Genomic DNA, 20,710 nt, shown 5'->3' on the forward strand with positions numbered 1-20,710 from the left:
TGAAGCGCTGATCCCGAACCCCCAGGAAGGTGAGCCGCGATGGGACGCCACCGACTCCACGCCGCGCCGCGCCCCGGCGGCAAGCGCCGCGCCGCCCTGCGAGGGGGCCTGCTCGGCGCATCCGTGGCCGTGGTCCTCGGCACGGCGGCCGTCACCACGGGCTTCGTCCCGGTCGGCTCCTCCTTCCCCTACGTAGGGGTCAAGACCGCCGGCTCCGACGCGAAGACCGCGGACGCCGGGGCCAAGGCCTCGCCGGACCCCGGGACCGTGCTGGAGCAGCAGGGCGGCCTCGCCAACCTGTCCGGCCGGGCCCCCTCGGGAGCGGGCGCCACCCCTTCCTCCCCCGCACCCTCGGCCTCGCCTTCCCCGTCGGCCTCCCCTTCCCCTTCCCCTTCCCCGTCCCCCTCCACGGAGCCGGCGAAGACCCCGGAGGCGAGCCCTACTCCGACCCCGGTGAAGCCGAAGCCCTCCGCGCCGAAGACCTCCGCCCCCGCGGCCCCGCCCGCACCGCCCGCGTCGGCCGGCCACTCCGCCGAGGAGACCGCCGTACTGACCCTGGTGAACCAGGAGCGCGCCCAGGCGGGCTGCGTTCCGGTCCGGGCGAACCCGCCGCTGGCGGCGCTGGCCGGAGCCTTCAGCAAGGACATGGCCGTCCGGGGCTTCTTCGACCACACCGACCCCGACGGCAACACCCCGTGGGACCGCGCCACCAAGGCCGGCATATCGGGGATGGGCGGCGAGAACATCGCCCGCGGCCAGGGCGACGCGGCGGCCGTGATGAAGGCCTGGATGAACAGTCCGGGCCACAAGGCCAACATCCTCAACTGCGAGTTCCGCACCCTGGGCGTCGGCGTGTACAACGCCGCCGGCGGCCCCTGGTGGACCCAGGACTTCGGCTTCTAGCGGCCCGAAAACGGGCGGGGGCACGGTCGCGCGCGGCGGATATCGCCGCGCCCGACCGTGCCCCCGCCCGTTTCTCCGTACCGCTCCCGTGCCGGGCGGGCAGCGCCCCGCACCCGGGCCGTACGTCAGCCCTTCAGACCGCCGGACCGTCAGACCGAAGCCAGGGCGGCGCGGCCCGCGAGCAGGACACGGGTCTGCTCGGTGACGCGGGCGCCGAGGTGCTCGGCGGTGGCGATGTCGGCCTTGTGGACGAACTCGGGACCCTGGTCACCGTTGGACTGCGCGGTGGCGCCGTCGAAGAAGCCGAGGCGGTTGAGGTCGTTCTCCGAACCGGTGCTGGAGTTCCAGCCCGGCTTCAGACCCAGGTTGACCCAGCTCATGCCGTGCTGCGAGGCCAGGGTCTGGAAGTAGTCGAGGGTGTTGCCCTTGTCGCCGGACTTGGAACCGGAGTTGGTGAAGCCCGCGGCGACCTTGTCCTGCCAGCCGGCCACGAACCAGATCTTCGAGCTGGCCTCGGCGAAGACGTGGAAGGCGCCGGAGGCGGTGCCCATGTAGGTCGGCGAGCCGAAGATGATCGCGTCGGACGCGGTCAGGAGCTCCCACTTCGCTTCGTCGATCTCGTCGACCTTGATCATGTGCACGGTCGCACCGGCATCGACGGCACCGGCCTTGACGGCCTCGGCGATCACGGCGGTGTGTCCGTAGCCGGAGTGGTAGGCGATCGAAACGACGGGGTTGTGCGTGATTCCGGACAAGACGGTCTCCCTCGGAAAACACCGTGGGGGTACACGGCGTTGTGCGGCTGTGCGGCGTGATGCAACGACACCGAGGTAACCACTAACTTTTCGAAAGCGCAACCTGCCTGGCTGGCGCTGCGCAGTAGTAGGCTGAAACCATGCAGACTCCAGGGTGTGGCGAGACCGAGGGCGACGGCGTGCCCGAACAGGCCTCCGAAGCTTTCGACGTATTCGCTCGCACGTGCCCGTCCCGCGAGACGCTGGAACACGTCACGGGTCGCTGGGGCAGCCTCACGGTCGGTGCCCTGTCCAAGGGGCCGTGCCGGTTCAACGAGCTGCGCCGCCGCGTGGACGGCATCAGCGAGAAGATGCTCTCCCAGACCCTGCACGCACTGGAGCGCGACGGCATCGTCAACCGGGAGGCCCAGCCGACGAACCCGCCGCGCGTCGACTACGAGCTGACCCCGTTCGGCGTGGTGGTCGCGGAGCGCGTCGACGCGCTCATAGGGCTGCTGGAAGGCAGCATGCCCTCGGTGCTCTCGTCCCGGTCCGCCTACGACGCCACGCGCGAAGGCCGCTGGCAGCGCGGGCAGAAGTAGCTCGACCGGTTCATCCAGGGACTGCGGCGCATCGGAGTGCCGCAGCGCCGACAGGGCTCGTCCTCGCGCCCGTAGGCGTCGAGCGAGCGGTCGAAGTAGCCGGACTCCCCGTTGACGTTGACGTAGAGGCTGTCGAAGCTGGTGCCGCCGACGGCGAGGGCTTCGTTCATGACGTCCCGGACGTGGCCGAGGAGCTCCGTGCTCCGGGGGCGCGTGAGGGTGGCCGTGGGGCGCTCGTAGTGCAGCTTGGCGCGCCAGAGCGATTCGTCCGCGTAGATGTTTCCGACCCCGCTGATCAGCGACTGGTCGAGCAGCGCCCGCTTCACGGTGGTGCGCTTGGCACGCAGCGCCAGATGGTAGGCCGTCTCGTCGAACAGCGGATCCAGGGGGTCCCGCGCGATGTGCGCGATGACGTCGGGCAGCCCTTCCGCGCTGTCGGGGACGCAGGGGTGCAGCGACAGCCCGCCGAAGGTCCGCTGGTCGACGAAGCGCAGCTCCGTCCCGGCCCCGTCCCCGAACCGCACCCGGATGCGCAGGTGCTTCTCGTCGGGCGCCCCCTCGGGCTGCACGAGCAGTTGCCCGCTCATTCCGAGGTGTCCGAGCACGGAGTGCTCCCGGTCCTCCAGCGGCAGCCACAGGTACTTGCCCCGCCGCCTCGGCACCCCGAAGGTCTCCCCCGTGAGCCGCGCCGCGAAATCGGCGCCGCCGCCCTCGTGCCGGCGTACGGCGCGCGGATGCAGGACCTCGACGGCCTGCACGGTCCGCCCGGCCACCCAGCGCTCCAGCCCGCGCCGCACCACTTCGACCTCGGGCAGCTCGGGCACGGTGTTCCTCCGGGGGTTCGGATCGGGCTCTCTCCCGCGAGCGTACCGACTTGCCCTGCGGGGCCCGGCCCCCACCCGCTCTTCCGGGGGCTGCCGGCGTCCGGAAACGGGTCCGCCCCGCCACCTGCCGGAGCAGGTGACGGGGCGGGGGGTTCCCGGAAGAACGGGTCAGGCGTCCGGCGCAGGGTCGGCGGGGGTCGTCGCCCCGCCGTCCTCGGCCGGAGCGGCATCGGTCCCGGCCGGAGCCGCGATCCCCTTGTCCGCCGCGGTACTGATACCGCGCCACGCGGACTCGGCCGCCTGCTGTTCCGCTTCCTTCTTGCTGCGCCCGACACCGGTGCCGTAAGAGGTCCCACCGACGCGCGCGGCGGCGGTGAAGGTCTTCTCGTGGTCCGGGCCGGTCTCGGTGACCAGGTATTCGGGCACCCCGAGACCTTCGGCGGCCGTGAGTTCCTGGAGACTGGTCTTCCAGTCCAGGCCGGCGCCGAGGTTCGAGGACCTGTCGATGAGCGGGTCGAAGAGCCGGTGAACCAGCTCCGAGGCCGCGTCGAGACCCTGGTCGAGGTAGACCGCGCCGATCACCGCTTCAAGGGTGTCGGCGAGGATGGAGGCCTTGTCCCGGCCACCCGTGCCCTCTTCGCCCCGGCCGAGCCGGATGAAGGAGCCGAGTTCGAGGCCGCGGCTGACCTCCGCCAGTGCACGCGAGTTGACTACCGCGGCCCGCAGTTTGGCCAGTTGGCCTTCCGGCAGGTCGGGGTGGGTCGTGTACAGCGTGTCCGTGACCACCAGGCCCAGCACGGAGTCCCCGAGGAACTCCAGGCGTTCGTTGGTGGGCAGACCGCCGTTCTCGTACGCGTACGAGCGGTGGGTCAGCGCACGCACCAGAAGGGCGGACTCGAGTCGATACCCGAGCCGCCCTTCCAGAAGCACGTGGGACGAGGCCGCGTTGTTACTGACTGCCTGCTTCTCAGCGTTGGACAGCTCAGACATTGCGCCTCTCACCAGCCGCTCAGACCTCGAGGACCTGGCGCTTATTGTAGGTGCCGCAGCTCGGGCACGCAATGTGCTGGAGCTTCGGCTCCTGGCAACGCTCACACGAAACCAGGGTGGGGACCGCAGCCTTCCACTGCGACCGGCGGTGGCGCGTGTTGCTGCGCGACATCTTCCGCTTCGGAACAGCCACGGCTACTTCTCCTGCTTCTCGGCGGCGCTCTGAACTCCGTCGGAGGCAGTGCCGCTCATATTGTCCTTCTCGACGCCCTGATCGGTGACGAGTCCCTGCAATGCCGCCCAACGGATGTCGACGGCGTCATGGTGGTGGTCCGGGTCGTCGTTCAGGCTGAGCCCGCAATCGGGGCACAGTCCGAGACAGTCCTCCCGGCACACCGGCTGCAGCGGCAGTGCGAGCACCACCACGTCGCGCAGCACGGATTCGAGGTCGAACAAACCGTCCTCGAGAAAGAGCGTGTCCTCGTCGTCCTCGGCGTCGTCGGCCGGCTCCGCCTTGGAGCGGATCCGGTCGTCGGCGTCAGGGTACGAGAACATCTCCTGGAACTCCGCCTTGAGCTCGCGCTCGACGGCCTCCAGACACCTTACGCACTCCCCGGTCGCCCAGCCACGGACGGTGCCTGTGACAAGCACCCCTTCCATGACCGACTCCAGGCGGAGCTTGAGGTTCAGCGGGTTGCCCTGGGGCACTCCGATGACACCGGCGAGACCGAGGTCCGCCGGTGCCGCGATCTCGCGGGACAGCCGCAGCATGGCACCAGGACGCCGACCCAGCTCGTGCGTGTCGAACACGAGGGGGTTGCGGTGGTCGAGGTGGGTGTTCAGGGCTGTTCCCGCTTTCACAAAATCACTGGAGACTGCTGAAAATCAAGGTTTCCGCCACTCAGGGGCAGCATGGATCGCGGTGCATACGCGCGACCGAAGAGCCAGGATACCCGCCGCTTCGCCCTGAGCCCAATCCAGGTCCCCGGCGAGCTCAGCGGCCCTGCTCGTACTGACGCAGCTGGTCCAGATTGATCATGCTCGTGTCGAAGAAGCTGGTCTCGTCGAGCGCCGCCTGCTGGTCCTGCACGGGCTGCTGCTGGTAGCCGCCGTAGGGGTCGGGCTGCTGCTGCTCGTACGAGACCGCGTAGGGGTCGGGCTGCTGCTGGACCTGCTGGTCGACATAGTGCGCGGCGTAAGCCGCTCCAGTGGAGCCGGTGCTCGCACCGGAGTACGGGTCCTGGTAGGCGTACGCGTCCTGCTGGACGGGCTGGTGCACCGGCTGCTGGTAGGCGTAGGCGTCGTACGAGGGCTGCGGCTCGGGCTGGGCCTGCGCGGGGATCAGCGGCGCCTGCGGTTCGGCCAGCCCCGCGAGGAAGTCCGCGTCGCTCGAGGAACGCGACTGCTGGTGCCCCGCGGCGTCCTGGGCGGCCATGTGCGCGCCGAGGTCGTCCGTGGCCACGCGGCCGAGGAGCTTCTGGCGGCCCCGGCCGACGGCCTCCAGGGTCTTGGAGAGCACCGCTTCGAAGGTGGCCAGCTTGGTGTCCACGTACGCGTCCGCCTGCTGCCGCTGCGTCTCGGGGTCGTGGCTGCGCTCGGGCGCCTCGGCGTCGGGGTAGCCCTGCTCGTCGAGCCCGGCCCCCCGGCCCAGCAGCTTCTCGCGGCCCCGGTCCACCGAGCCGATGGTCTTGGTGAGCACGACCTCGAAGTTCGCGAGCTTGCTGTCGACGTAGTCGTCGGCCTCGGCCTTGACCTCGTCCGCCTCCCGGCGGGCCTCCGCCAGGATCCGGTCCGCCTCGTCCTGGGAGCGCCGCGCCACCTCCGTGTCGGAGATCAGCGAACCGCGCTGGGCGTGCGCCGACTCGATGATCCGGTCGGCCTCGCGGCGGGCCTCCTCGACCATCTGCTCCCGGCCGCCGATGAGCTCCTGGGCCTGTGCGAGCGAGCCCGGCAGCGCCTTGCGGACCTCTTCGAGCTGGGCGAGCAGCTCGGCGCGGTTGATCACGCACGAAGCCGACATGGGCATGGACCGGGCGCTGCCGACGGCCGCGACGATCTCGTCGAGCTTCTTCTGCACGTCCATGGGTGCTCGCACTCTCTCGGCCCCGGGCGGTTCCCGAGACGGACGGGACGACTGTAAGGCCACCGGCCCGGGAGCCGACACCGGCTGACTCCCGGTCAGGGGCGGCGGCGACCGGGGTCAGCGCCGGGGCAGGCGCTCCAGCAGTGCGGCGTGCACGTGCGCGGGCAGCAGGTGGGCGACGTCGCCGCCCCAGGCCGCGACTTCCTTGACCAGGGAGGAGGACAGGAAGCTGTAGGTGGGGTTGGTCGGGACGAAGAGCGTCTCGACGCCCGACAGGCCCATGTTCATCTGGGCCATCTGCAGCTCGTAGTCGAAGTCGCTGACGGCGCGCAGGCCCTTGACGATGGCCGGGATCTCCCGCTGCTTGCAGAAGTCGACGAGGAGCCCGTGGAAGGACTCGACCACGATGTTGCCGTAGCCGGCGGTCGCCTCGCGGATCAGCTCGATCCGCTCCTCGACGGTGAAGAGTCCCTGCTTGGACTGGTTGATCATCACGGCGACGTGGACCACGTCGTAGAGCCGGGAGGCCCTGCCGATGATGTCGAGGTGTCCGTTGGTGATGGGGTCGAACGACCCCGGACAGACGGCGCGGCGCAACTGCATTCCCTCGTTCCCGGGTGCGGGCTTCATGAGTCTTCGCTGACGGAAGCGGCGCGACCGTACCAAAGGGTGCCCTCGCCGTACTTCCTGGAGCGCAGCGGCTCGAAGCCGTCCGGCCACGGGAAGGCCCCGCTGCGGGTCCTGCGCTCCACGGTGACGAGCGCGTCCTCGGTGAGCCAGCCATTGGACCGGAGTGTGAGGAGGATCTCGCAGAGGTCGGCGTGCTCCACCTCGTACGGCGGATCCAGGAAGACCATGTCGTACGGGGCTCCGTGCGCGGCGCCGGCCGCGATCTGCTCGGCCCTGCCGGAGCGGAATTCGGCGCCGGGCAGGCCGACCGACGCGATGTTGTCCTTGATCGCCTTGGCGGCCTTGGCGTCGGGCTCGACCAGCAGCGCGTGGTCCGCGCCCCGGGAGAGCGCCTCCAGGCCGACGGCGCCGGAACCGGCGTAGAGGTCGAGGACGCGGGCTCCCTCGACTCCGTGCAGCGACTCCCAGGTGGAGAAGAGGCCTTCGCGCATCCGGTCCGAGGTCGGGCGGGTGCCGGTGCCGGGCGGTACGGCGAGGCGTCGCCCGCCGGCGCTTCCGGCGATCACGCGGGTCATCTGGGGTCCTTCGGTGAGCGGGGCGGAGGATGGTGCAGGCCTCCAACGATAGGTCGTGCCCGTCACCCCTTCTCCAGGTACTGCTCCCGCTCGGTGTCCAGCAGGGCGTCCAGGGCGGTGCGCAGGCCCGGCAGGTCCGTGAGCTCGGGATCGGCGGCGACCACGCGGGTGGCCTCCTCCCGGGCCTGGGTGATGACCTCCTCGTCCTCGATCACCGCGAGCATCCGCAGCGAGGAGCGGACACCGGACTGGGCCTGGCCGAGGACATCGCCCTCGCGGCGCTGCTCCAGGTCGATGCGGGAGAGCTCGAAGCCGTCCAGGGTGGCGGCGACGGCCGCGAGCCGGGCGCGGGCGGGGCTGGCCTCGTGCATCTCGCTGACCAGCAGGCACAGTCCGGGGGCGGAGCCGCGGCCGACGCGGCCGCGGAGCTGGTGGAGCTGGGAGACGCCGAAGCGGTCCGCGTCCATGATGACCATGACGGTGGAGTTGGGGACGTTCACGCCGACCTCGATGACGGTGGTGGCGACCAGCACCTTGACCTCGCCCGCGGTGAAGCGGCGCATCACGTCGTCCTTGTCGGCGGGGTCCATCCGCCCGTGCAGCACCTCGACGGACAGTCCGGCGAGGGGGCCCCGGGTGAGCTGCTCGGCGATCTCCAGCACCGCGAGCGGGGGGCGCCGGTCGCCGTCCTCCTCGGCCGCCGCCTTCTTCTTGGCGGCGGCTCCCTTGGCTCCCTTGGCGCCCTTGCCGTTCTCGTCCTCGCCGTCGCCGATGCGCGGGCAGACCACGTACGCCTGGTGGCCGTTCTCCACTTCCTCGCGGACCCGCTCCCAGGCCCGGGCGAGGAAGTGCGGCTTGTCCTTGGCGGGCACCACGTGGGTGGCGATCGGGGAGCGGCCGGCGGGGAGCTGGTCCAGTACGGAGGTCTCCAGATCACCGAAGACGGTCATGGCGACGGTCCGCGGGATCGGGGTGGCGGTCATGACGAGCAGGTGCGGGGGCTGCTTTCCCTTGGAGCGCAGGGCGTCGCGCTGTTCCACGCCGAAGCGGTGCTGCTCGTCGACGACGACCAGGCCGAGGTCGTGGAACTGCACCTTGTCCTCGATCAGGGCGTGCGTGCCGATCACGAGCCCGGCCTCGCCGGTGATCAGGTCGAGCAGCGCCTGGCGGCGGGCGGGCATCCCCATCGAGCCGGTGAGCAGGACCACTTTGGTCCCCCGGTCGGAGCCGCCGAGCATGCCTCCCTCGGCGAGCTCGCCCATCATTTCGGTGATGGACCGGTGGTGCTGCTGCGCGAGCACCTCGGTGGGGGCGAGCATCGCGGCCTGCCCGCCGGAGTCGACGACGGCGAGCATGGCCCGCAGCGCGACCAGCGTCTTCCCGCTGCCCACTTCGCCCTGGAGGAGGCGGTGCATGGGGTGGTCGGTGGCGAGGTCGTCGAAGATCTCCTTCGAGACGGTCCGCTGGCCTTCGGTGAGGGTGAAGGGGAGCTTGGCGTCGAAGGATTCGAGGAGACCGCCGGGGGTGGGTCGGCGGGGTACCGCCGGGAGCTGGGAGTCGGCGTGCCGGCGGCGGGCCAGGGCGACCTGGAGGACGAAGGCCTCGTCCCACTTGAGGCGCCCGCGGGCGTCCTCGATGTCGGCCTTGGTGACCGGGCGGTGGATCTTCAGCAGGGCCTCGGTGAGCGGGACCAGCCCGCGGTCCTCGCGCAGGGCGGGCGGCAGCGGGTCGACGACCTCCTGGGCCGTGGGGAGCACCGCGTCCACGCACTTGGCGATCTTCCAGGACTCCAGCTTCGCGCAGGCCGGGTAGATCGGGATGAGCTGGCTCGCGAAGGCGGTGGCCGCGTCCCGGTCGGAGGCGTCCGCGCCGAGGGGCTCGTAGGCAGGGTGGGCGAGCTGGAGCTTGTGGTTGAACATCCCGACCTTGCCCGCGAACATCGCGCGGCTGCCGGGGAGCAGTTCCTTGTGCGGTTTGTGGACGCCGGAGCCGAAGAAGACGAGCTGGAGCCGTCCGCTGCCGTCGGTGATGGTGACTTCGAGGCGCTTTCCGCCGCCCCGGCTGCCCTGGTACGTCAGCAGGCGCGCGTCGGCGACCTGCGCGACCACCGTGACGTGTTCGTCGATCTGGTCGGCGAGTTCGGCCAGCGAGGTCAGCTCGCCGCGCTCCGCGTACCGCCGGGGGTAGTGGTGGAGCAGGTCCAGGGCCGTGTGCAGGCCGAGCTGCTCGGCCAGCACCTTCGCGGTGGCGGGGCCGAGGGTCTTCTTGAGGTCTTCGTCGAGCGCGGGCACGTGTTCCATTGCACACCATGGGGCCGACAACCCGGCTATTCCACCCCGATGAGCAGCGGCGCGGACCAGCGGCCGCCCTGATAGGTGACGGTGTCCACGGCGAGGTGGCCGTGCTGGACGTACGCCTCCAGGCGCTCGGCCAGCGCGTCCGGTGCCTCGGGGCCCATGACGAGGGTGACCAGTTCGCCGCCGGATCCGAGCATGCGGGCCAGGACGGCCTCGGCGGTCTCGGCCAGGCCCGTGCCGATGACGGCCACGTCGCCGTCGATGAGCCCGAGCACGTCGCCGGCCTGGCAGATGCCGGCCGAGGTGAAGGACTGCCGCTCGGCGACGGCGAGTTCGCCGTAGCGGGTGGCTCCGGCGGCCGCCGTCATGGCGACGACGTCCTCGTCGAAGGTGCCGTCCGGGTCGTGCACGGCGAGCGCGGCCAGGCCCTGGACCTCGGAGCGGGTGGGGATCACGGCGACGCGTACGCCTTCGGCGCGCGCCTGCTGGGCGGCGGCCGCCGCGACCGCGCGCAGTTCGGCGCCGTTCGGGAGCAGGACGACCTCGCGGGCGTGCGCCTCGCGGATGGCGTCGGCCAGTTCGGCGACGGCCGGGGGCTCCCCGGGCCGGGCGAGCACGGTGGTGGCGCCCGCCTCTCCGCAGAGGCCGGCCAGCCCCTCGCCCTGGACCACGGCGACGACCGCGCGCTGGGAGCGCTCGCCGCGGGCCCGGCGGCGTTCGTCGCCGAAGTGCGTGATGCGGATCCGGTACGGCCGCCCGGCGACCACCGCGGCCTCCACGGCCGCGCCGGGGTCGTCGACGTGGACGTGGACGTTCCACAGCCCGTCGCCGCCGACCACCACGAGGGAGTCTCCGAGGGCGTCGAGCCGGTCGCGCAGCCGGTCGACCTCCGTTTCGGCGGCCTCCAGCAGGTAGATCACCTCGTAGGCGGGTCCGCCGTGCTCCTCCTCGGCGCAGGGCTCCTGCGGCCTCGGTACGGGCACGGCCCGGCCGCGCACCGGCTCGGGCGCCGGCTCCCGTCCGGACAACGTCTGCCACAGGGCCCCGAGCACGGCGACGAGTCCGCAGCCCCCTGCGTCGACCACTCCGGCCCGGCCGAGCGCGGCCAGCTGCCCCGGGGTTTCGGCGAGGGCCGCGCGGGCCGCGTCGTAGGCGGCACCGGCCACGTCGGCGGCGTTCCCGGTGGGTCCGGCGGCGGCTTCGGCAGCCCTGGCGGCGGCGGTGGCGACGGTGAGCATGGTGCCCTCCACCGGGTGCGCGACGGCCCGGTAGGCCTCCTCGGCGGCCCGGGTCAGCGCCTGTGCGAGCAGCCGTGCGGGATCACGGTCGGCGGGTTCGTCGCCGAGTACGTCGGCCACTCCGCGCAGCAGCTGCGCGAGGATCGTCCCGGAGTTGCCCCGGGCGCCTATCAGGGCGCCGTGCGCGAAGGCCCGTACGGCCTCGGGGAGGGAGGCTCCGGCTGTGCCGTCCGTCACTCCGGCGAGGAGGTCCGCGAGCTCGCGGTCGGCCGATTCCGCGGTCAGGTAGAGGTTGGTGCCGGTGTCCGCGTCGGCGACGGGATAGACGTTGATCGCGTCGATGTCCTCGCGGGCCCGGCCCAGTGCGGCCAGGGTCAGCGAGCTCCAGGTGCGTACCGCTTCGGCGTTCAGGGGGTACGGCTGAGGCTGGTGCGCCACCGGGCGTTCCTCCTTGTGCGGGCCAGGGTTCACCGCAGGGTAACGAAGGACTGCCGGGCGGGCGGGACCCCGGGGCGGGGGCGGCCGTGGACATGGTAGTTTTCTTGGACCGAGGCAGTCGTTGTATGCTGCTCCGGTTGCCCGATGAGAGTCGGGCCATTCCCCCCGGCAAACCACTTCAGATCCCTGATACCGGTGCGCCGGGATTCACTGTAAGTGCATCTGAAGTCTTTGGAGTGACCTGTGGCTGCCAACTGCGACGTTTGCGCCAAGGGGCCGAGCTTCGGCAACAGCATTTCCCACTCGCACCGCCGCACCTCGCGTCGCTGGAACCCGAACATCCAGCGTGTCCGTGCCGTGGTCAATGGGACGCCGAAGCGCCTCAACGCCTGCACCTCGTGCATCAAGGCCGGCAAGGTCTCGCGCTGACGCCTTCCGTCGTAGCGCAGCCCTTTCCGGTTGCTGAGAAGGCCGGTCCACCTGGTGGACCGGCCTCTTGCTTTGCCTGATCGAACATGATCAAAAACTGTAGGGCCTGCTCCATCCCGTGAACCCACGGGACGGGGCAGGCCCTACAGGCATGTCAGCCCGGGCTTCAGCGCCACTGCCACGCGTGGTCCACCGGTCCGATGCCCGCGCCCAGGGCGAACCCGGCGGCGATGGCGCCGGTGACGTACTCCTTGGCCTCGGTGACGGCCTCCGGGACGGTCCTGCCCTTGGCCAGGCCCGCCGCGATCGCGCTGGCGAGCGTGCAGCCGGTGCCGTGGGTGTGCCGGTTGTCGTGGCGGGGGGCGCGCAGCCAGCGTTCTTCGGTGCCGTCCGTCAGGAGGTCGACGGCCTCGTCCCCGTGGGCGGCGAGGTGGCCGCCCTTGATCAGCGCCCACGCGGGCCCGTACGCGAGGACCGCGTCGGCGGCCCGGCGCATGTCGTCCTCGGTCTGCACGACGACTCCGGTGAGCTGGGTCACCTCGTCCAGGTTCGGCGTGGCGACGGTGGCCCGGGGCAGCAGTTCTCCCCGTACGGCGTCCAGCGCGGTGGCGGCGAGGAGCGCGTCCCCGTGCTTGGAGACGCCGACCGGGTCCACGACGGCCGGGGCGGCGGTGGAGGCGAGCAGCTCGGCCACGGTCTCCACGAGGGCGGCGGAGGACAGCATTCCCGTCTTCACGGCCTGGACGCCGATATCGTCCACCACGGCCCTGTACTGGCCCTTCACGGCCTCCGCGGGCAGTTCCCAGACGCCTTTGACGCCCAGCGAGTTCTGCGCGGTCACAGCGGTCACCACGCTCATCCCGTGGACCCCGAGCGCCAGCATGGTCTTGAGGTCGGCCTGGATGCCGGCGCCGCCGCCGGAGTCGGATCCGGCGACGGTCAGGCACAGTGGCGGGTGCGGGCGGGCCGTACGGGGTCCGCTCATCGCGGGGTGTCCTCCGCGGCGGTGTCGCCGCCGAAGTGGTCCCATCCGCCGGTGGAGGCCCAGGGGGCGCCGTCGACGGTCACCTGGGGCAGTGCGGAGCGGTTCTGGACCTCGCCGATGACCTTCCAGCGGGCCGGGAGCTTCACGTCCGGCGGGAAGGTGGCGACGATCGCGTGGTCCTCTCCCCCGGTGAGGACCCACTGGAGCGGGTCGACGCCGACGGCCTGGCCGATGTCGTGCATCTGCGTCGGGATGTCGACGGACGCCGAGCGCAGGTCGATCCGCACCTTGCTGGCCTCGGCGATGTGCCCGAGGTCCGCGATCAGGCCGTCGCTGACGTCGGTCATGGCGGTGGCGCCGAGTCCGGCGGCCGCGGGACCCGCGTGGTACGGCGGCTCGGGGCGCCGGTGGGCCTCGACGAAGGCCCGCGGCGAGCGGAAGCCGCGCGAGAGCACCGCGAAGCCGGCCGCGGACCAGCCGAGCCAGCCGGTCACGGCGACGACGTCGCCGGGCTGGGCGCCGGAGCGCAGCACGGGTTCGTGGTTGCGCAGGTCGCCGAGGGCCGTGATGGCCACGGTGATGATGTCGCCGCGGACCACGTCGCCGCCGACCACGGCCGCACCGGCGACCTGGCATTCGTCGCGGATGCCGTCCATCAGCTCGGTGGGCCAGGTGGCCGGCAGTTCCGCCGGGACGACGAGGCCGAGCAGCAGCGCCGTCGGCACCGCGCCCATGGCGGCGATGTCGGCGAGGTTCTGCGCGGCGGCCTTGCGGCCGACGTCGTAGGCCGTGGACCAGTCGCGCCGGAAGTGCCTGCCTTCCAGCAGGATGTCCGTGCTCGCCACGACCCGCCGGTCGGGGGCCGACACCACCGCGGCGTCGTCGCCCGGGCCGACCCGGACCGCCGGGGTGGTGGTGAGCCGTGAGGTGAGCTCTCGAATGAGCCCGAACTCCCCCAGCTCGCCCACAGTGCCCTTCATCGCTGTGCCCCTTCTTGCCCAGTCCGCTTGCGGTCGCGAGCCGTCACAGCTCTGGGTACCGTCAACAGATACGTCAACTTCTGCTCTCCGTACGCCCCGCCCTGCACGCCGCCTGACCCGCGGGTCTCCCCGCGGCGCTCGGCAACGCGGTACCGTGGCGTCCCTTCTTCCCCGGGCCCACCCGTCATCCCCGGGCCCACCCGAAGGGTAGGGGAAATGATCCTCGTGGCCGCCCTGGAGGTTCCGTGGTACAGGCGTACATCCTCATCCAGACCGAGGTGGGCAAGGCGTCGTTCGTCGCCGAGTCCATCGCGCAGATCGCGGGGGTGATCCAGGCCGAGGACGTGACCGGCCCGTACGACGTGATCGTGCGCGCCCAGGCCGACACCGTGGACGAGCTCGGCCGCATGGTCGTGGCCAAGGTCCAGCAGGTGGAGGGGATCACCCGCACCTTGACCTGCCCGGTCGTCCATCTGTAGCCCCCGTCTACTCTTGGCCGGTGATGTCACGACACCGCCGGCCCTTCTCTCTGCTCGCCGCACTGACCGCGCTGGCCGCCTCGGCGGCCCTCGTGGGCTGTTCCCCGGGTGATTCCGAGGCACGGGTGGATCCGCCGTCCGCTCCGCCCGCCGATGTCGCGGGTCTCTGTGCGGCGCTGCACAAAGAGCTCCCGGGAACGGTGGCCTCGCTGGCCCGGACCCCGGCGCTGCCGGAGTCGGACCTGACCGCCGCGTGGGGTGGCTCGGCGATCGTACTGCGGTGCGGTATCCCCAGGCCCGCCAAGATGCTGGACGACAAGGCGGAGGGCGTCGACGTGAACGGTGTCGGCTGGCTCCTGGAAAAGCTGGACGACGGCGGCTTCCGGTTCACCACCGGGAGTCGGCTGGCGTACACGGAGGTCCGGGTCGACAAGGAGCATGCCACGGATGCGGGCATGCTGGTGGGCCTGTCCGCATCGATCGCCAAGACCGTGCCGGTGGGCATCTCCTCGTACTGACCCCGTACCGACCCCCGTACCGACCCTCCCGGGCCCGCCCGCGCGGAAGAGGACCGCCCGCCGCCCTCCTCGTGCGAGGGGCGGCGGGCGGTCCTCTTCCGTGTACGGAGCTTCGTGCGGGCCCGGTACGGGGGTCAGCGCAGTCCGGTGGAGCGGCGCAGGGCGGCCTGGATCAGGCGGTCCACCAGCTCCGGGTACTCGATGCCCGACTCCTGCCACATGCGCGGGTACATGGAGATCGGGGTGAAGCCCGGCATCGTGTTGATCTCGTTGATGACGAAGGTGCCGTCCTCGGTGAGGAAGAAGTCGGCGCGCACCAGTCCCTCGCAGGACGCGGCGTCGAAGGCCTCGATCGCGAGCTTCTGGACTTCGGCGGTCTGCTCCGGGGTGAGCGGGGCGGGCACGAGTCCGGAGGCGGAGTCGATGTACTTGGCCTCGAAGTCGTAGAAGTCGTGGCTGGAGACCGGCGGGATCTCGGCGGGCACGCTCGCGCGCGGACCGTCCTCGAACTCCAGGACCCCGCACTCGATCTCGCGGCCGCGCAGCAGCGCCTCCACGATGATCTTCGGGTCGTGGCGGCGGGCCTCGCGGATCGCGGCGTCCAGTCCGGAGGGCTCGTCGACCTTGGTGATGCCGATCGAGGATCCGGCGCGGGCGGGCTTGATGAACAGCGGCCAGCCGTGCTCGCCGGCGAAGTCCGCGATGCGGGCGAGGGCGCCCTCGCGGTCGTTCTCCCACTCGCGGGGGCGGATGGTCACGTACGGGCCGACGCGCAGCCCGAAGGACGTGAAGACCCGCTTCATGTAGTCCTTGTCCTGGCCGACGGCCGAGGCGAGGACGCCCGAGCCGACGTACGGGATGCCGGAGAGTTCCAGGAGGCCCTGGAGGGTGCCGTCCTCGCCGTACGGGCCGTGCAGGACGGGGAAGACCACGTCGACCTCGCCCAGCGCCTTGGGGACGGCGCCCGGCTCGGTGTAGACGACCTCGCGGCTGGCCGGGTCGACGGAGAGCACGACGGCGCCGTCCTCGGATTCGGCGAGCTGCCCCACGTTGGGGAGCTCGCCGCCGGAGATGGCCATCCGCGCGGGCTCGTCGGCGGTCAGCGCCCACCGGCCGTCCGTGGTGATGCCGATGGGCAGCACCTCGTACTTGGAGCGGTCGATGGAGCGCAGGACGGCGCCCGCGGTGACGACCGAAATGGCGTGTTCCGAGCTGCGGCCGCCGAACACGACGGCCACGCGGGGCTTGCGGCCCTGCTGCTCAGGGGTCTGGGGGAGGTTCTCGCTGCTCATATCGCCACGAGGGTACCCGCTCAAGCGTCCGGAAAGCAGTCAGCGCCGTTCCGGTTTGGCGCTGCGTCCCATGAGTTCCTTGAGCGCGACCAGGGTGGGCTTGCCGTGGTGGACGATGTCGACGACCGTGTCGGTGATCGGCATGTCCACTCCGTGGCGGCGGGCCAGATCGGCCACGGACTGGCAGGACTTGACTCCCTCGGCGGTCTGCTTGGTGACCGCGATGGTCTCCTCCAGGGTCATCCCGCGGCCGAGGTTGGTGCCGAAGGTGTGGTTCCGGGAGAGCGGCGAGGAGCAGGTGGCGACGAGGTCGCCGAGGCCCGCGAGGCCGGAGAAGGTGAGCGGGTCGGCGCCCATCGCCAGGCCCAGGCGGGTGGCTTCGGCGAGGCCGCGGGTGATGAGCGAGCCCTTGGTGTTGTCGCCGAGGCCCATGCCGTCCGCGATGCCGACGGCGAGGCCGATGACGTTCTTGACGGCGCCGCCGAGCTCGCAGCCGATGACGTCGGTGCTCGTGTACGGGCGGAAGTACGGGGTGTGGCAGGCGGCCTGGAGGCGCTGGGCGACGGCTTCGTCGGTGCAGGCGACCACGGAGGCGGCGGGCTGCCGGGCGGCGATCTCACGGGCCAGGTTGGGGCCGGTGACGACGGCGACGCGGTCGGCGGGGACCTTGGCCACCTCTTCGATGACCTCGCTCATCCGCTTGGCGGTGCCGAGTTCGACGCCCTTCATCAGGGAGACGAGCACGGTCTCGGGGGCCAGCAGCGGGGCCCAGGCGGCGAGGTTGCCGCGCAGGGTCTGCGAGGGGACGGCGAGGACCGTGAAGTCGGCGCCGGCCGCGGCCTCGGCCGGGTCGCTCGTGGCGCGGATGTTCGCGGGGAGTTCGATGTCGGGGAAGTAGTCCGGGTTGGTCCGGGTGCCGTTGATGGCGTCGACGAGCTCGCGCCGGCGGCCCCACAGGACCACCTCGCAGCCCGCGTCGGCGAGGACCATGGCGAAGGCCGTGCCCCAGGAGCCGGTTCCGAATACGGCTGCCTTCACGGGACGTGTCACTTGTTGCCCTCCCCTGCGGCCTTGCGCCGCTGCTGAGCCCTGGCGTTGCGATGGTCGTACGGCTGCGGGGGCGCACTCTCGCCCCGCAGTTCCTCCAGCAGCCCGGTGATGGCCGCCATGATGACTTCCGTGACCTCCCTGAGCACGTCCGGGGTGGGTTCCCGGTCGTAGTACGCGGAGAGGTCCACGGGCGGCCCGGCGAGGACCTGGAGGGTTTTGCGCGGGAACAGGTTGACCTTGTTCTCCTTGGCGTAGGGCGGCATCGCGAGATTCGCGCCCCACTGGGCCACCGGAATGACGGGGGCCCTGGTCATCAGCGCCACGCGGGCGGCGCCGGTCTTGCCGGCCATCGGCCACATGTCGGGGTCCCGGGTGAGCGTGCCTTCCGGGTAAAAGGCCACGCATTCGCCGTGCTCGATCGCGTCCACGGCGGCCCGGAATGCGTCCAGGGCGTTGGTGGACTCCCGGTAGACGGGGATCTGGCCGGAGCCGCGCAGGATCGCTCCGACAATGGGGACCTCGAAGAGGGCCGCCTTGCCGAGCAATCGGGGCACCCTGCCGGTGTTGTACTGGAAGTGCGCGTAGGACAGCGGGTCCAGATACGAGTTGTGATTGACGGCGGTGATAAATCCGCCCTCGGTCGGAATGTGTTCCATTCCCCGCCAGTCCCGCCTGAAGAGCACTACCAGCGGCGGTTTCGCGATGGCCGCCGCAAGGCGGTACCAGAAGCCGATTCTGCGGCGGGACACTCGGACACCTTCCTCTAGGACCGGTGCGCGGCTTGGGCACCCCGGGGACGGACAAGTGTGGCCCCGGGTCCGGTCTCTGTCGAGAACACCGTACGCCCCGGACACCCGGACCAGGCCCCGGGTGGTCCGGCATGAGGTGACAATGGGGCTCCGCATGACCTGGCCATGACCCGCACATGGTCTGAGCGGCGCGCGAGCGTGCCGGAGGGAAGGGGTCCGTCACGAACGCCGTCTGGAGTCTGGTCGTCCCGCTGAAGCCCCTCGCGGTGGCCAAGAGCCGTCTCGCGCCGGCCGTCGGAGCGTCCCGGCCGGGGCTCGCCCTGGCGTTCGCGCTGGACACCGTCGCAGGGGCGCTGGCCTGCACGGCGGTCGCGGATGTGGTGGTCGTCACGGACGATCCGGCGGCCGGCGCGGAACTGGCGCGGCTGGGGGCCCGGATCGTGCCGGACTCCCCGGCGGCCGGGCTCAACGCCGCACTGGCCCACGGGGCGCGGGAGATACGGGCGGGCAGGCCGGGGGCGGCGGTGGCCGCGATGAACGCGGATCTGCCGGCGCTGCGGCCACCCGAATTGCTACGCGTGCTCGAAACCGCTTCGGCATTTCCCCGGGCATTTCTGGCGGATGCGGCGGGAATCGGGACGACCCTGCTTTCCGCTGCTCCGGACGTGGAATTGGCGCCCTCGTTCGGCGGTCCCTCACGGGCCCGGCATTCGGCCTCGGGCGCGGTGGAAATGGCCCTCGCCGGCGTCGAGAGCATCCGGCGGGACGTGGACACGGGGGCGGATCTGCGCACGGTCCTGGCCCTCGGTGTGGGGCGCCATACGGCCCGATACAGTGCCCGTATGCAGGCGACCGCGTACACGTACGACACCCAGACCCGCAGCGGCAGTGTGCTGCTGGACGACGGCACCCCGGTGCCCTTCGGGGCCCCGGCCTTCGACGCGGGCGGCCTGCGGCTGCTGCGTCCCGGTCAGCGGGTCCGGATCGAGACGGACGGCGAGGGCGCGGGCCTGCGGATCACCCTGGTCACGCTGCAGACCTTCTGACCCCGGGCACGAGGGCCGACGCACCGCGGGCCGGTTTCCCCACCGTGGGGAAACCGGCCCGGCGTGTGTGACTCGTTGCCCTACTTGGTCTTGCGGGCGGTGGTCTTCTTCGCGGTGGCCTTGCGCGTCGCCGTCTTCTTGGCGGGCGCCTTCGTCGCCGCGGTGGCCTTCTTGGCAGCCGGGGCGGTCTTCTTCGCGGTGGCGGTGGTCTTCTTCGCCGTCGCCGCAGCCTTCTTGACCGTGGCCTTCTTGGCCGCGGGGGCCGCCTTCTTCGCCACGGCGGTCTTGGCGACCGTCTTCTTGGCGGTGGCGGTGACCTTCTTGGCCGTGGTCTTCTTCGCGACCGTGGTCTTGGCGGCGGCAGCGGCCTTCTTGGCGGGGGCGGCCTTCTTCGCGGCAGCCTTCTTGACCGTCGCCGAAGCGCCACCGGTGAGGCTGCCCTTGGGCGCCTTCTTCACCGATACCTCGCCGCCCTTGGGCAGCTTCTTGGTGCCGCTGACCAGGTCCTTGAAGCCCTGACCCGCACGGAAGCGGGGAACAGAGGTCTTCTTGACCCGGACGCGCTCACCCGTCTGGGGGTTGCGGGCGTAGCGGGCCGGTCGGTCGACCTTCTCGAACGAGCCGAAGCCCGTGACCGAGACCCGGTCGCCCCCGACGGTCGCGCGGACGATGGCGTCCAGTACCGCGTCGACGGCGTCCGCGGCCTGCTGACGGCCGCCCAGCTTGTCGGCAATCGCTTCTACGAGCTGCGCCTTGTTCAACGTCTTCCCCTTCGGAGACTTCGCCAGAACGAATGTGTTCAAGCTTATTTCGCACGTTAGGCGGATATATACCGCAAATCAAACACGAACCGGGCTTATCACCCTAGTGCCGCAACGTTGTAGGCCGTTACGGAGTTCCTTCGCATCAGTCGCCTTCAGGGAATCGACCCTCGTCGAGGTCCTTCATCAACCTGTCCAGGCGCCTTGCCGCGTCGGCGAGATCATGCTTCGCCACGGCCGTGACGACCAACAGCTTCCGGGACAGCGCCATCCTTACGCCCTCCGGGACTTGCAGTGTGCGCACCCTTGTGTGTGCTTCTTTCAATCGGTCGGCGACAAGTCCGTAGAGCTCAAGTTGACTGTCGCGTTCCATGCACAGATTGTGCCATCTGGGGCGAGTTGTCGCCTCACGGGGCCTCAACACACGACTGTGCCCCCTGCCGGACGGCAGGGGGCACAGTGTTGCCTATGTGATCACCCTAAGGCGAATAAGCGCTGCTCAGGCCGGAATCACGCCTGAATCGTGCGCGGCTTGAAGGCCGGCCGAACGCTTTCGTACGTGGCGATGTCCGCTTCGTTCTGAAGGGTGAGAGAGATGTCGTCCAGCCCCTCCAGCAGCCGCCAGCGGGCGTTGTCGTCGAGTTCGAACTCCGCGACGACGCCTTCGGCTCGGACCTGGCGGTCGACCAGGTCGACCGTGATCTCGGCGGTGGGGTCGGCCTCGGTCAGCTTCCACAGCTGCTCGACGGTCTCCTGCGGCAGGACCACGGTCAGCAGACCGTTCTTCAGCGAGTTGCCGCGGAAGATGTCGGCGAAGCGGGAGGAGATGACCGTCTTGAAGCCGAAGTTCTGCAGGGCCCAGACGGCGTGCTCGCGCGAGGAACCGGTGCCGAAGTCGGGACCGGCGACCAGGACGGTCGCGCCGGCGCGCTCGGGGCGGTTGGTGATGAACTCCGGGTCCTTGCGCCAGGCCTCGAAGAGCCCGTCCTCGAAACCGTCGCGCGTGATCTTCTTCAGCCAGTGGGCCGGGATGATCTGGTCGGTGTCGACGTTGCTGCGGCGCAGCGGGACGGCCCGGCCGGTGTGGGTGGTGAAGGCTTCCATCGT

Annotated in this window: 23 protein-coding genes and 1 pseudogene; 6 read left to right on the plus strand and 18 right to left on the minus strand. The window is 71.0% G+C overall.

Annotation, left to right across the window (positions count from 1 at the left end; translation table 11 throughout):
* The first annotated feature begins 39 nt into the window (after nucleotides 1–39).
* Nucleotides 40–903 carry a CAP domain-containing protein gene (locus tag AC3IX6_RS09885; RefSeq protein WP_489369825.1) on the plus strand — a complete coding sequence of 288 codons (864 nt, stop codon included), beginning with the start codon at nucleotides 40–42 and terminating at the stop codon, nucleotides 901–903.
* A 149-nt stretch (nucleotides 904–1,052) separates the two neighbouring features.
* Here AC3IX6_RS09885 and AC3IX6_RS09890 read toward each other — a convergent pair whose 3' ends face one another.
* Nucleotides 1,053–1,649, minus strand: coding sequence for a flavodoxin family protein (locus AC3IX6_RS09890; RefSeq protein ID WP_489371392.1), 597 nt, complete (start codon nucleotides 1,647–1,649; stop codon nucleotides 1,053–1,055).
* A gap of 149 nt (nucleotides 1,650–1,798) precedes the next feature.
* Here AC3IX6_RS09890 and AC3IX6_RS09895 point away from each other — a divergent pair, with 149 nt between their 5' ends.
* Complete coding sequence (locus tag AC3IX6_RS09895) at nucleotides 1,799–2,239, plus strand: winged helix-turn-helix transcriptional regulator (protein WP_489369826.1); 441 nt, start codon at nucleotides 1,799–1,801, stop codon at nucleotides 2,237–2,239.
* Here AC3IX6_RS09895 and mutM read toward each other — a convergent pair.
* The 9 genes from mutM to AC3IX6_RS09940 all read right to left on the minus strand — a co-directional run bounded on the left by mutM (nucleotide 2,194) and on the right by AC3IX6_RS09940 (nucleotide 11,314).
* Nucleotides 2,194–3,063: a bifunctional DNA-formamidopyrimidine glycosylase/DNA-(apurinic or apyrimidinic site) lyase gene (gene mutM / locus AC3IX6_RS09900; protein WP_489369827.1), complete on the minus strand. Its 870-nt coding sequence runs from the start codon at nucleotides 3,061–3,063 to the stop codon at nucleotides 2,194–2,196. The genes AC3IX6_RS09895 and mutM overlap by 46 nt on opposite strands.
* A gap of 168 nt (nucleotides 3,064–3,231) precedes the next feature.
* A complete protein-coding gene (rnc, locus tag AC3IX6_RS09905) occupies nucleotides 3,232–4,053 on the minus strand; it encodes a ribonuclease III (protein WP_489369828.1) in 822 nt (273 codons plus the stop codon).
* A gap of 19 nt (nucleotides 4,054–4,072) precedes the next feature.
* A complete protein-coding gene (gene rpmF / locus AC3IX6_RS09910) occupies nucleotides 4,073–4,246 on the minus strand; it encodes a 50S ribosomal protein L32 (RefSeq protein ID WP_003965982.1) in 174 nt (57 codons plus the stop codon).
* 2 nt (nucleotides 4,247–4,248) lie between these two features.
* A complete protein-coding gene (locus AC3IX6_RS09915; RefSeq protein ID WP_267038267.1) occupies nucleotides 4,249–4,914 on the minus strand; it encodes a YceD family protein in 666 nt (221 codons plus the stop codon).
* Between the two features lie 133 nt (nucleotides 4,915–5,047).
* On the minus strand, nucleotides 5,048–6,136 hold the full coding sequence (locus AC3IX6_RS09920; protein WP_489369829.1) for a DivIVA domain-containing protein: 1,089 nt from the start codon (nucleotides 6,134–6,136) through the stop codon (nucleotides 5,048–5,050).
* 117 nt (nucleotides 6,137–6,253) lie between these two features.
* Nucleotides 6,254–6,733, minus strand: a complete 480-nt coding sequence (coaD, locus tag AC3IX6_RS09925; protein WP_243337845.1) for a pantetheine-phosphate adenylyltransferase — start codon at nucleotides 6,731–6,733, stop codon at nucleotides 6,254–6,256.
* 29 nt (nucleotides 6,734–6,762) lie between these two features.
* On the minus strand, nucleotides 6,763–7,341 hold the full coding sequence (rsmD, locus tag AC3IX6_RS09930) for a 16S rRNA (guanine(966)-N(2))-methyltransferase RsmD (protein WP_489369830.1): 579 nt from the start codon (nucleotides 7,339–7,341) through the stop codon (nucleotides 6,763–6,765).
* Between the two features lie 62 nt (nucleotides 7,342–7,403).
* The gene (gene recG / locus AC3IX6_RS09935; protein WP_489369831.1) at nucleotides 7,404–9,641 is read right to left on the minus strand and encodes an ATP-dependent DNA helicase RecG; all 2,238 of its coding nucleotides are present in this window, start codon (nucleotides 9,639–9,641) and stop codon (nucleotides 7,404–7,406) included.
* A gap of 26 nt (nucleotides 9,642–9,667) precedes the next feature.
* On the minus strand, nucleotides 9,668–11,314 hold the full coding sequence (locus tag AC3IX6_RS09940; protein ID WP_489369832.1) for a DAK2 domain-containing protein: 1,647 nt from the start codon (nucleotides 11,312–11,314) through the stop codon (nucleotides 9,668–9,670).
* A gap of 243 nt (nucleotides 11,315–11,557) precedes the next feature.
* Here AC3IX6_RS09940 and rpmB point away from each other — a divergent pair, with 243 nt between their 5' ends.
* Nucleotides 11,558–11,743, plus strand: a complete 186-nt coding sequence (gene rpmB / locus AC3IX6_RS09945; protein ID WP_073911113.1) for a 50S ribosomal protein L28 — start codon at nucleotides 11,558–11,560, stop codon at nucleotides 11,741–11,743.
* 166 nt (nucleotides 11,744–11,909) lie between these two features.
* On the opposite strand, the gene thiD is transcribed toward rpmB, so the two are convergent.
* On the minus strand, nucleotides 11,910–12,728 hold the full coding sequence (gene thiD / locus AC3IX6_RS09950) for a bifunctional hydroxymethylpyrimidine kinase/phosphomethylpyrimidine kinase (protein WP_489369833.1): 819 nt from the start codon (nucleotides 12,726–12,728) through the stop codon (nucleotides 11,910–11,912).
* The gene (locus AC3IX6_RS09955; RefSeq protein ID WP_489369834.1) at nucleotides 12,725–13,708 is read right to left on the minus strand and encodes a thiamine-phosphate kinase; all 984 of its coding nucleotides are present in this window, start codon (nucleotides 13,706–13,708) and stop codon (nucleotides 12,725–12,727) included. Before AC3IX6_RS09955 ends, thiD begins: the two co-directional genes overlap by 4 nt.
* 245 nt (nucleotides 13,709–13,953) lie before the next feature.
* Here AC3IX6_RS09955 and AC3IX6_RS09960 point away from each other — a divergent pair, with 245 nt between their 5' ends.
* Complete coding sequence (locus AC3IX6_RS09960; protein ID WP_214947835.1) at nucleotides 13,954–14,187, plus strand: Lrp/AsnC ligand binding domain-containing protein; 234 nt, start codon at nucleotides 13,954–13,956, stop codon at nucleotides 14,185–14,187.
* 23 nt (nucleotides 14,188–14,210) lie between these two features.
* On the plus strand, nucleotides 14,211–14,705 hold the full coding sequence (locus tag AC3IX6_RS09965) for a DUF3515 domain-containing protein (protein WP_489369835.1): 495 nt from the start codon (nucleotides 14,211–14,213) through the stop codon (nucleotides 14,703–14,705).
* A gap of 134 nt (nucleotides 14,706–14,839) precedes the next feature.
* Here AC3IX6_RS09965 and AC3IX6_RS09970 read toward each other — a convergent pair whose 3' ends face one another.
* The 3 genes from AC3IX6_RS09970 to AC3IX6_RS09980 are packed head-to-tail and all read right to left on the minus strand — an operon-like array spanning nucleotide 14,840 to nucleotide 17,796.
* Nucleotides 14,840–15,997, minus strand: coding sequence for a D-alanine--D-alanine ligase family protein (locus AC3IX6_RS09970; protein ID WP_327255131.1), 1,158 nt, complete (start codon nucleotides 15,995–15,997; stop codon nucleotides 14,840–14,842).
* Between the two features lie 39 nt (nucleotides 15,998–16,036).
* Nucleotides 16,037–17,047, minus strand: coding sequence for an NAD(P)H-dependent glycerol-3-phosphate dehydrogenase (locus tag AC3IX6_RS09975; protein ID WP_489369836.1), 1,011 nt, complete (start codon nucleotides 17,045–17,047; stop codon nucleotides 16,037–16,039).
* Nucleotides 17,044–17,796 (minus strand): lysophospholipid acyltransferase family protein, encoded by a 753-nt coding sequence (locus AC3IX6_RS09980; RefSeq protein WP_489369837.1) that lies wholly within the window; start codon nucleotides 17,794–17,796, stop codon nucleotides 17,044–17,046. The genes AC3IX6_RS09975 and AC3IX6_RS09980 overlap by 4 nt, the downstream gene beginning before the upstream one ends.
* Nucleotides 17,797–18,035: 239 nt before the next feature.
* On the opposite strand from AC3IX6_RS09980, the pseudogene cofC reads away from it, so the two are divergent.
* Nucleotides 18,036–18,641, plus strand: a pseudogene (gene cofC, locus AC3IX6_RS09985) (2-phospho-L-lactate guanylyltransferase); the annotation flags it as partial.
* A 281-nt stretch (nucleotides 18,642–18,922) separates the two neighbouring features.
* On the opposite strand, the gene AC3IX6_RS09990 reads toward cofC, so the two are convergent.
* From AC3IX6_RS09990 to leuD, 3 genes are all read right to left on the minus strand, one after another.
* Entirely contained in the window at nucleotides 18,923–19,603 is a 681-nt protein-coding gene (locus AC3IX6_RS09990; RefSeq protein WP_266881319.1) for an HU family DNA-binding protein, read from the minus strand.
* A 145-nt stretch (nucleotides 19,604–19,748) separates the two neighbouring features.
* Nucleotides 19,749–19,976 carry an SCO5555 family protein gene (locus AC3IX6_RS09995; RefSeq protein WP_243337737.1) on the minus strand — a complete coding sequence of 76 codons (228 nt, stop codon included), beginning with the start codon at nucleotides 19,974–19,976 and terminating at the stop codon, nucleotides 19,749–19,751.
* A 137-nt stretch (nucleotides 19,977–20,113) separates the two neighbouring features.
* Nucleotides 20,114–20,707, minus strand: a complete 594-nt coding sequence (gene leuD / locus AC3IX6_RS10000) for a 3-isopropylmalate dehydratase small subunit (protein ID WP_243337738.1) — start codon at nucleotides 20,705–20,707, stop codon at nucleotides 20,114–20,116.
* Nucleotides 20,708–20,710 lie beyond the last annotated feature (3 nt).

It is taken from the genome of Streptomyces sp. GL_141, from assembly GCF_057834385.1.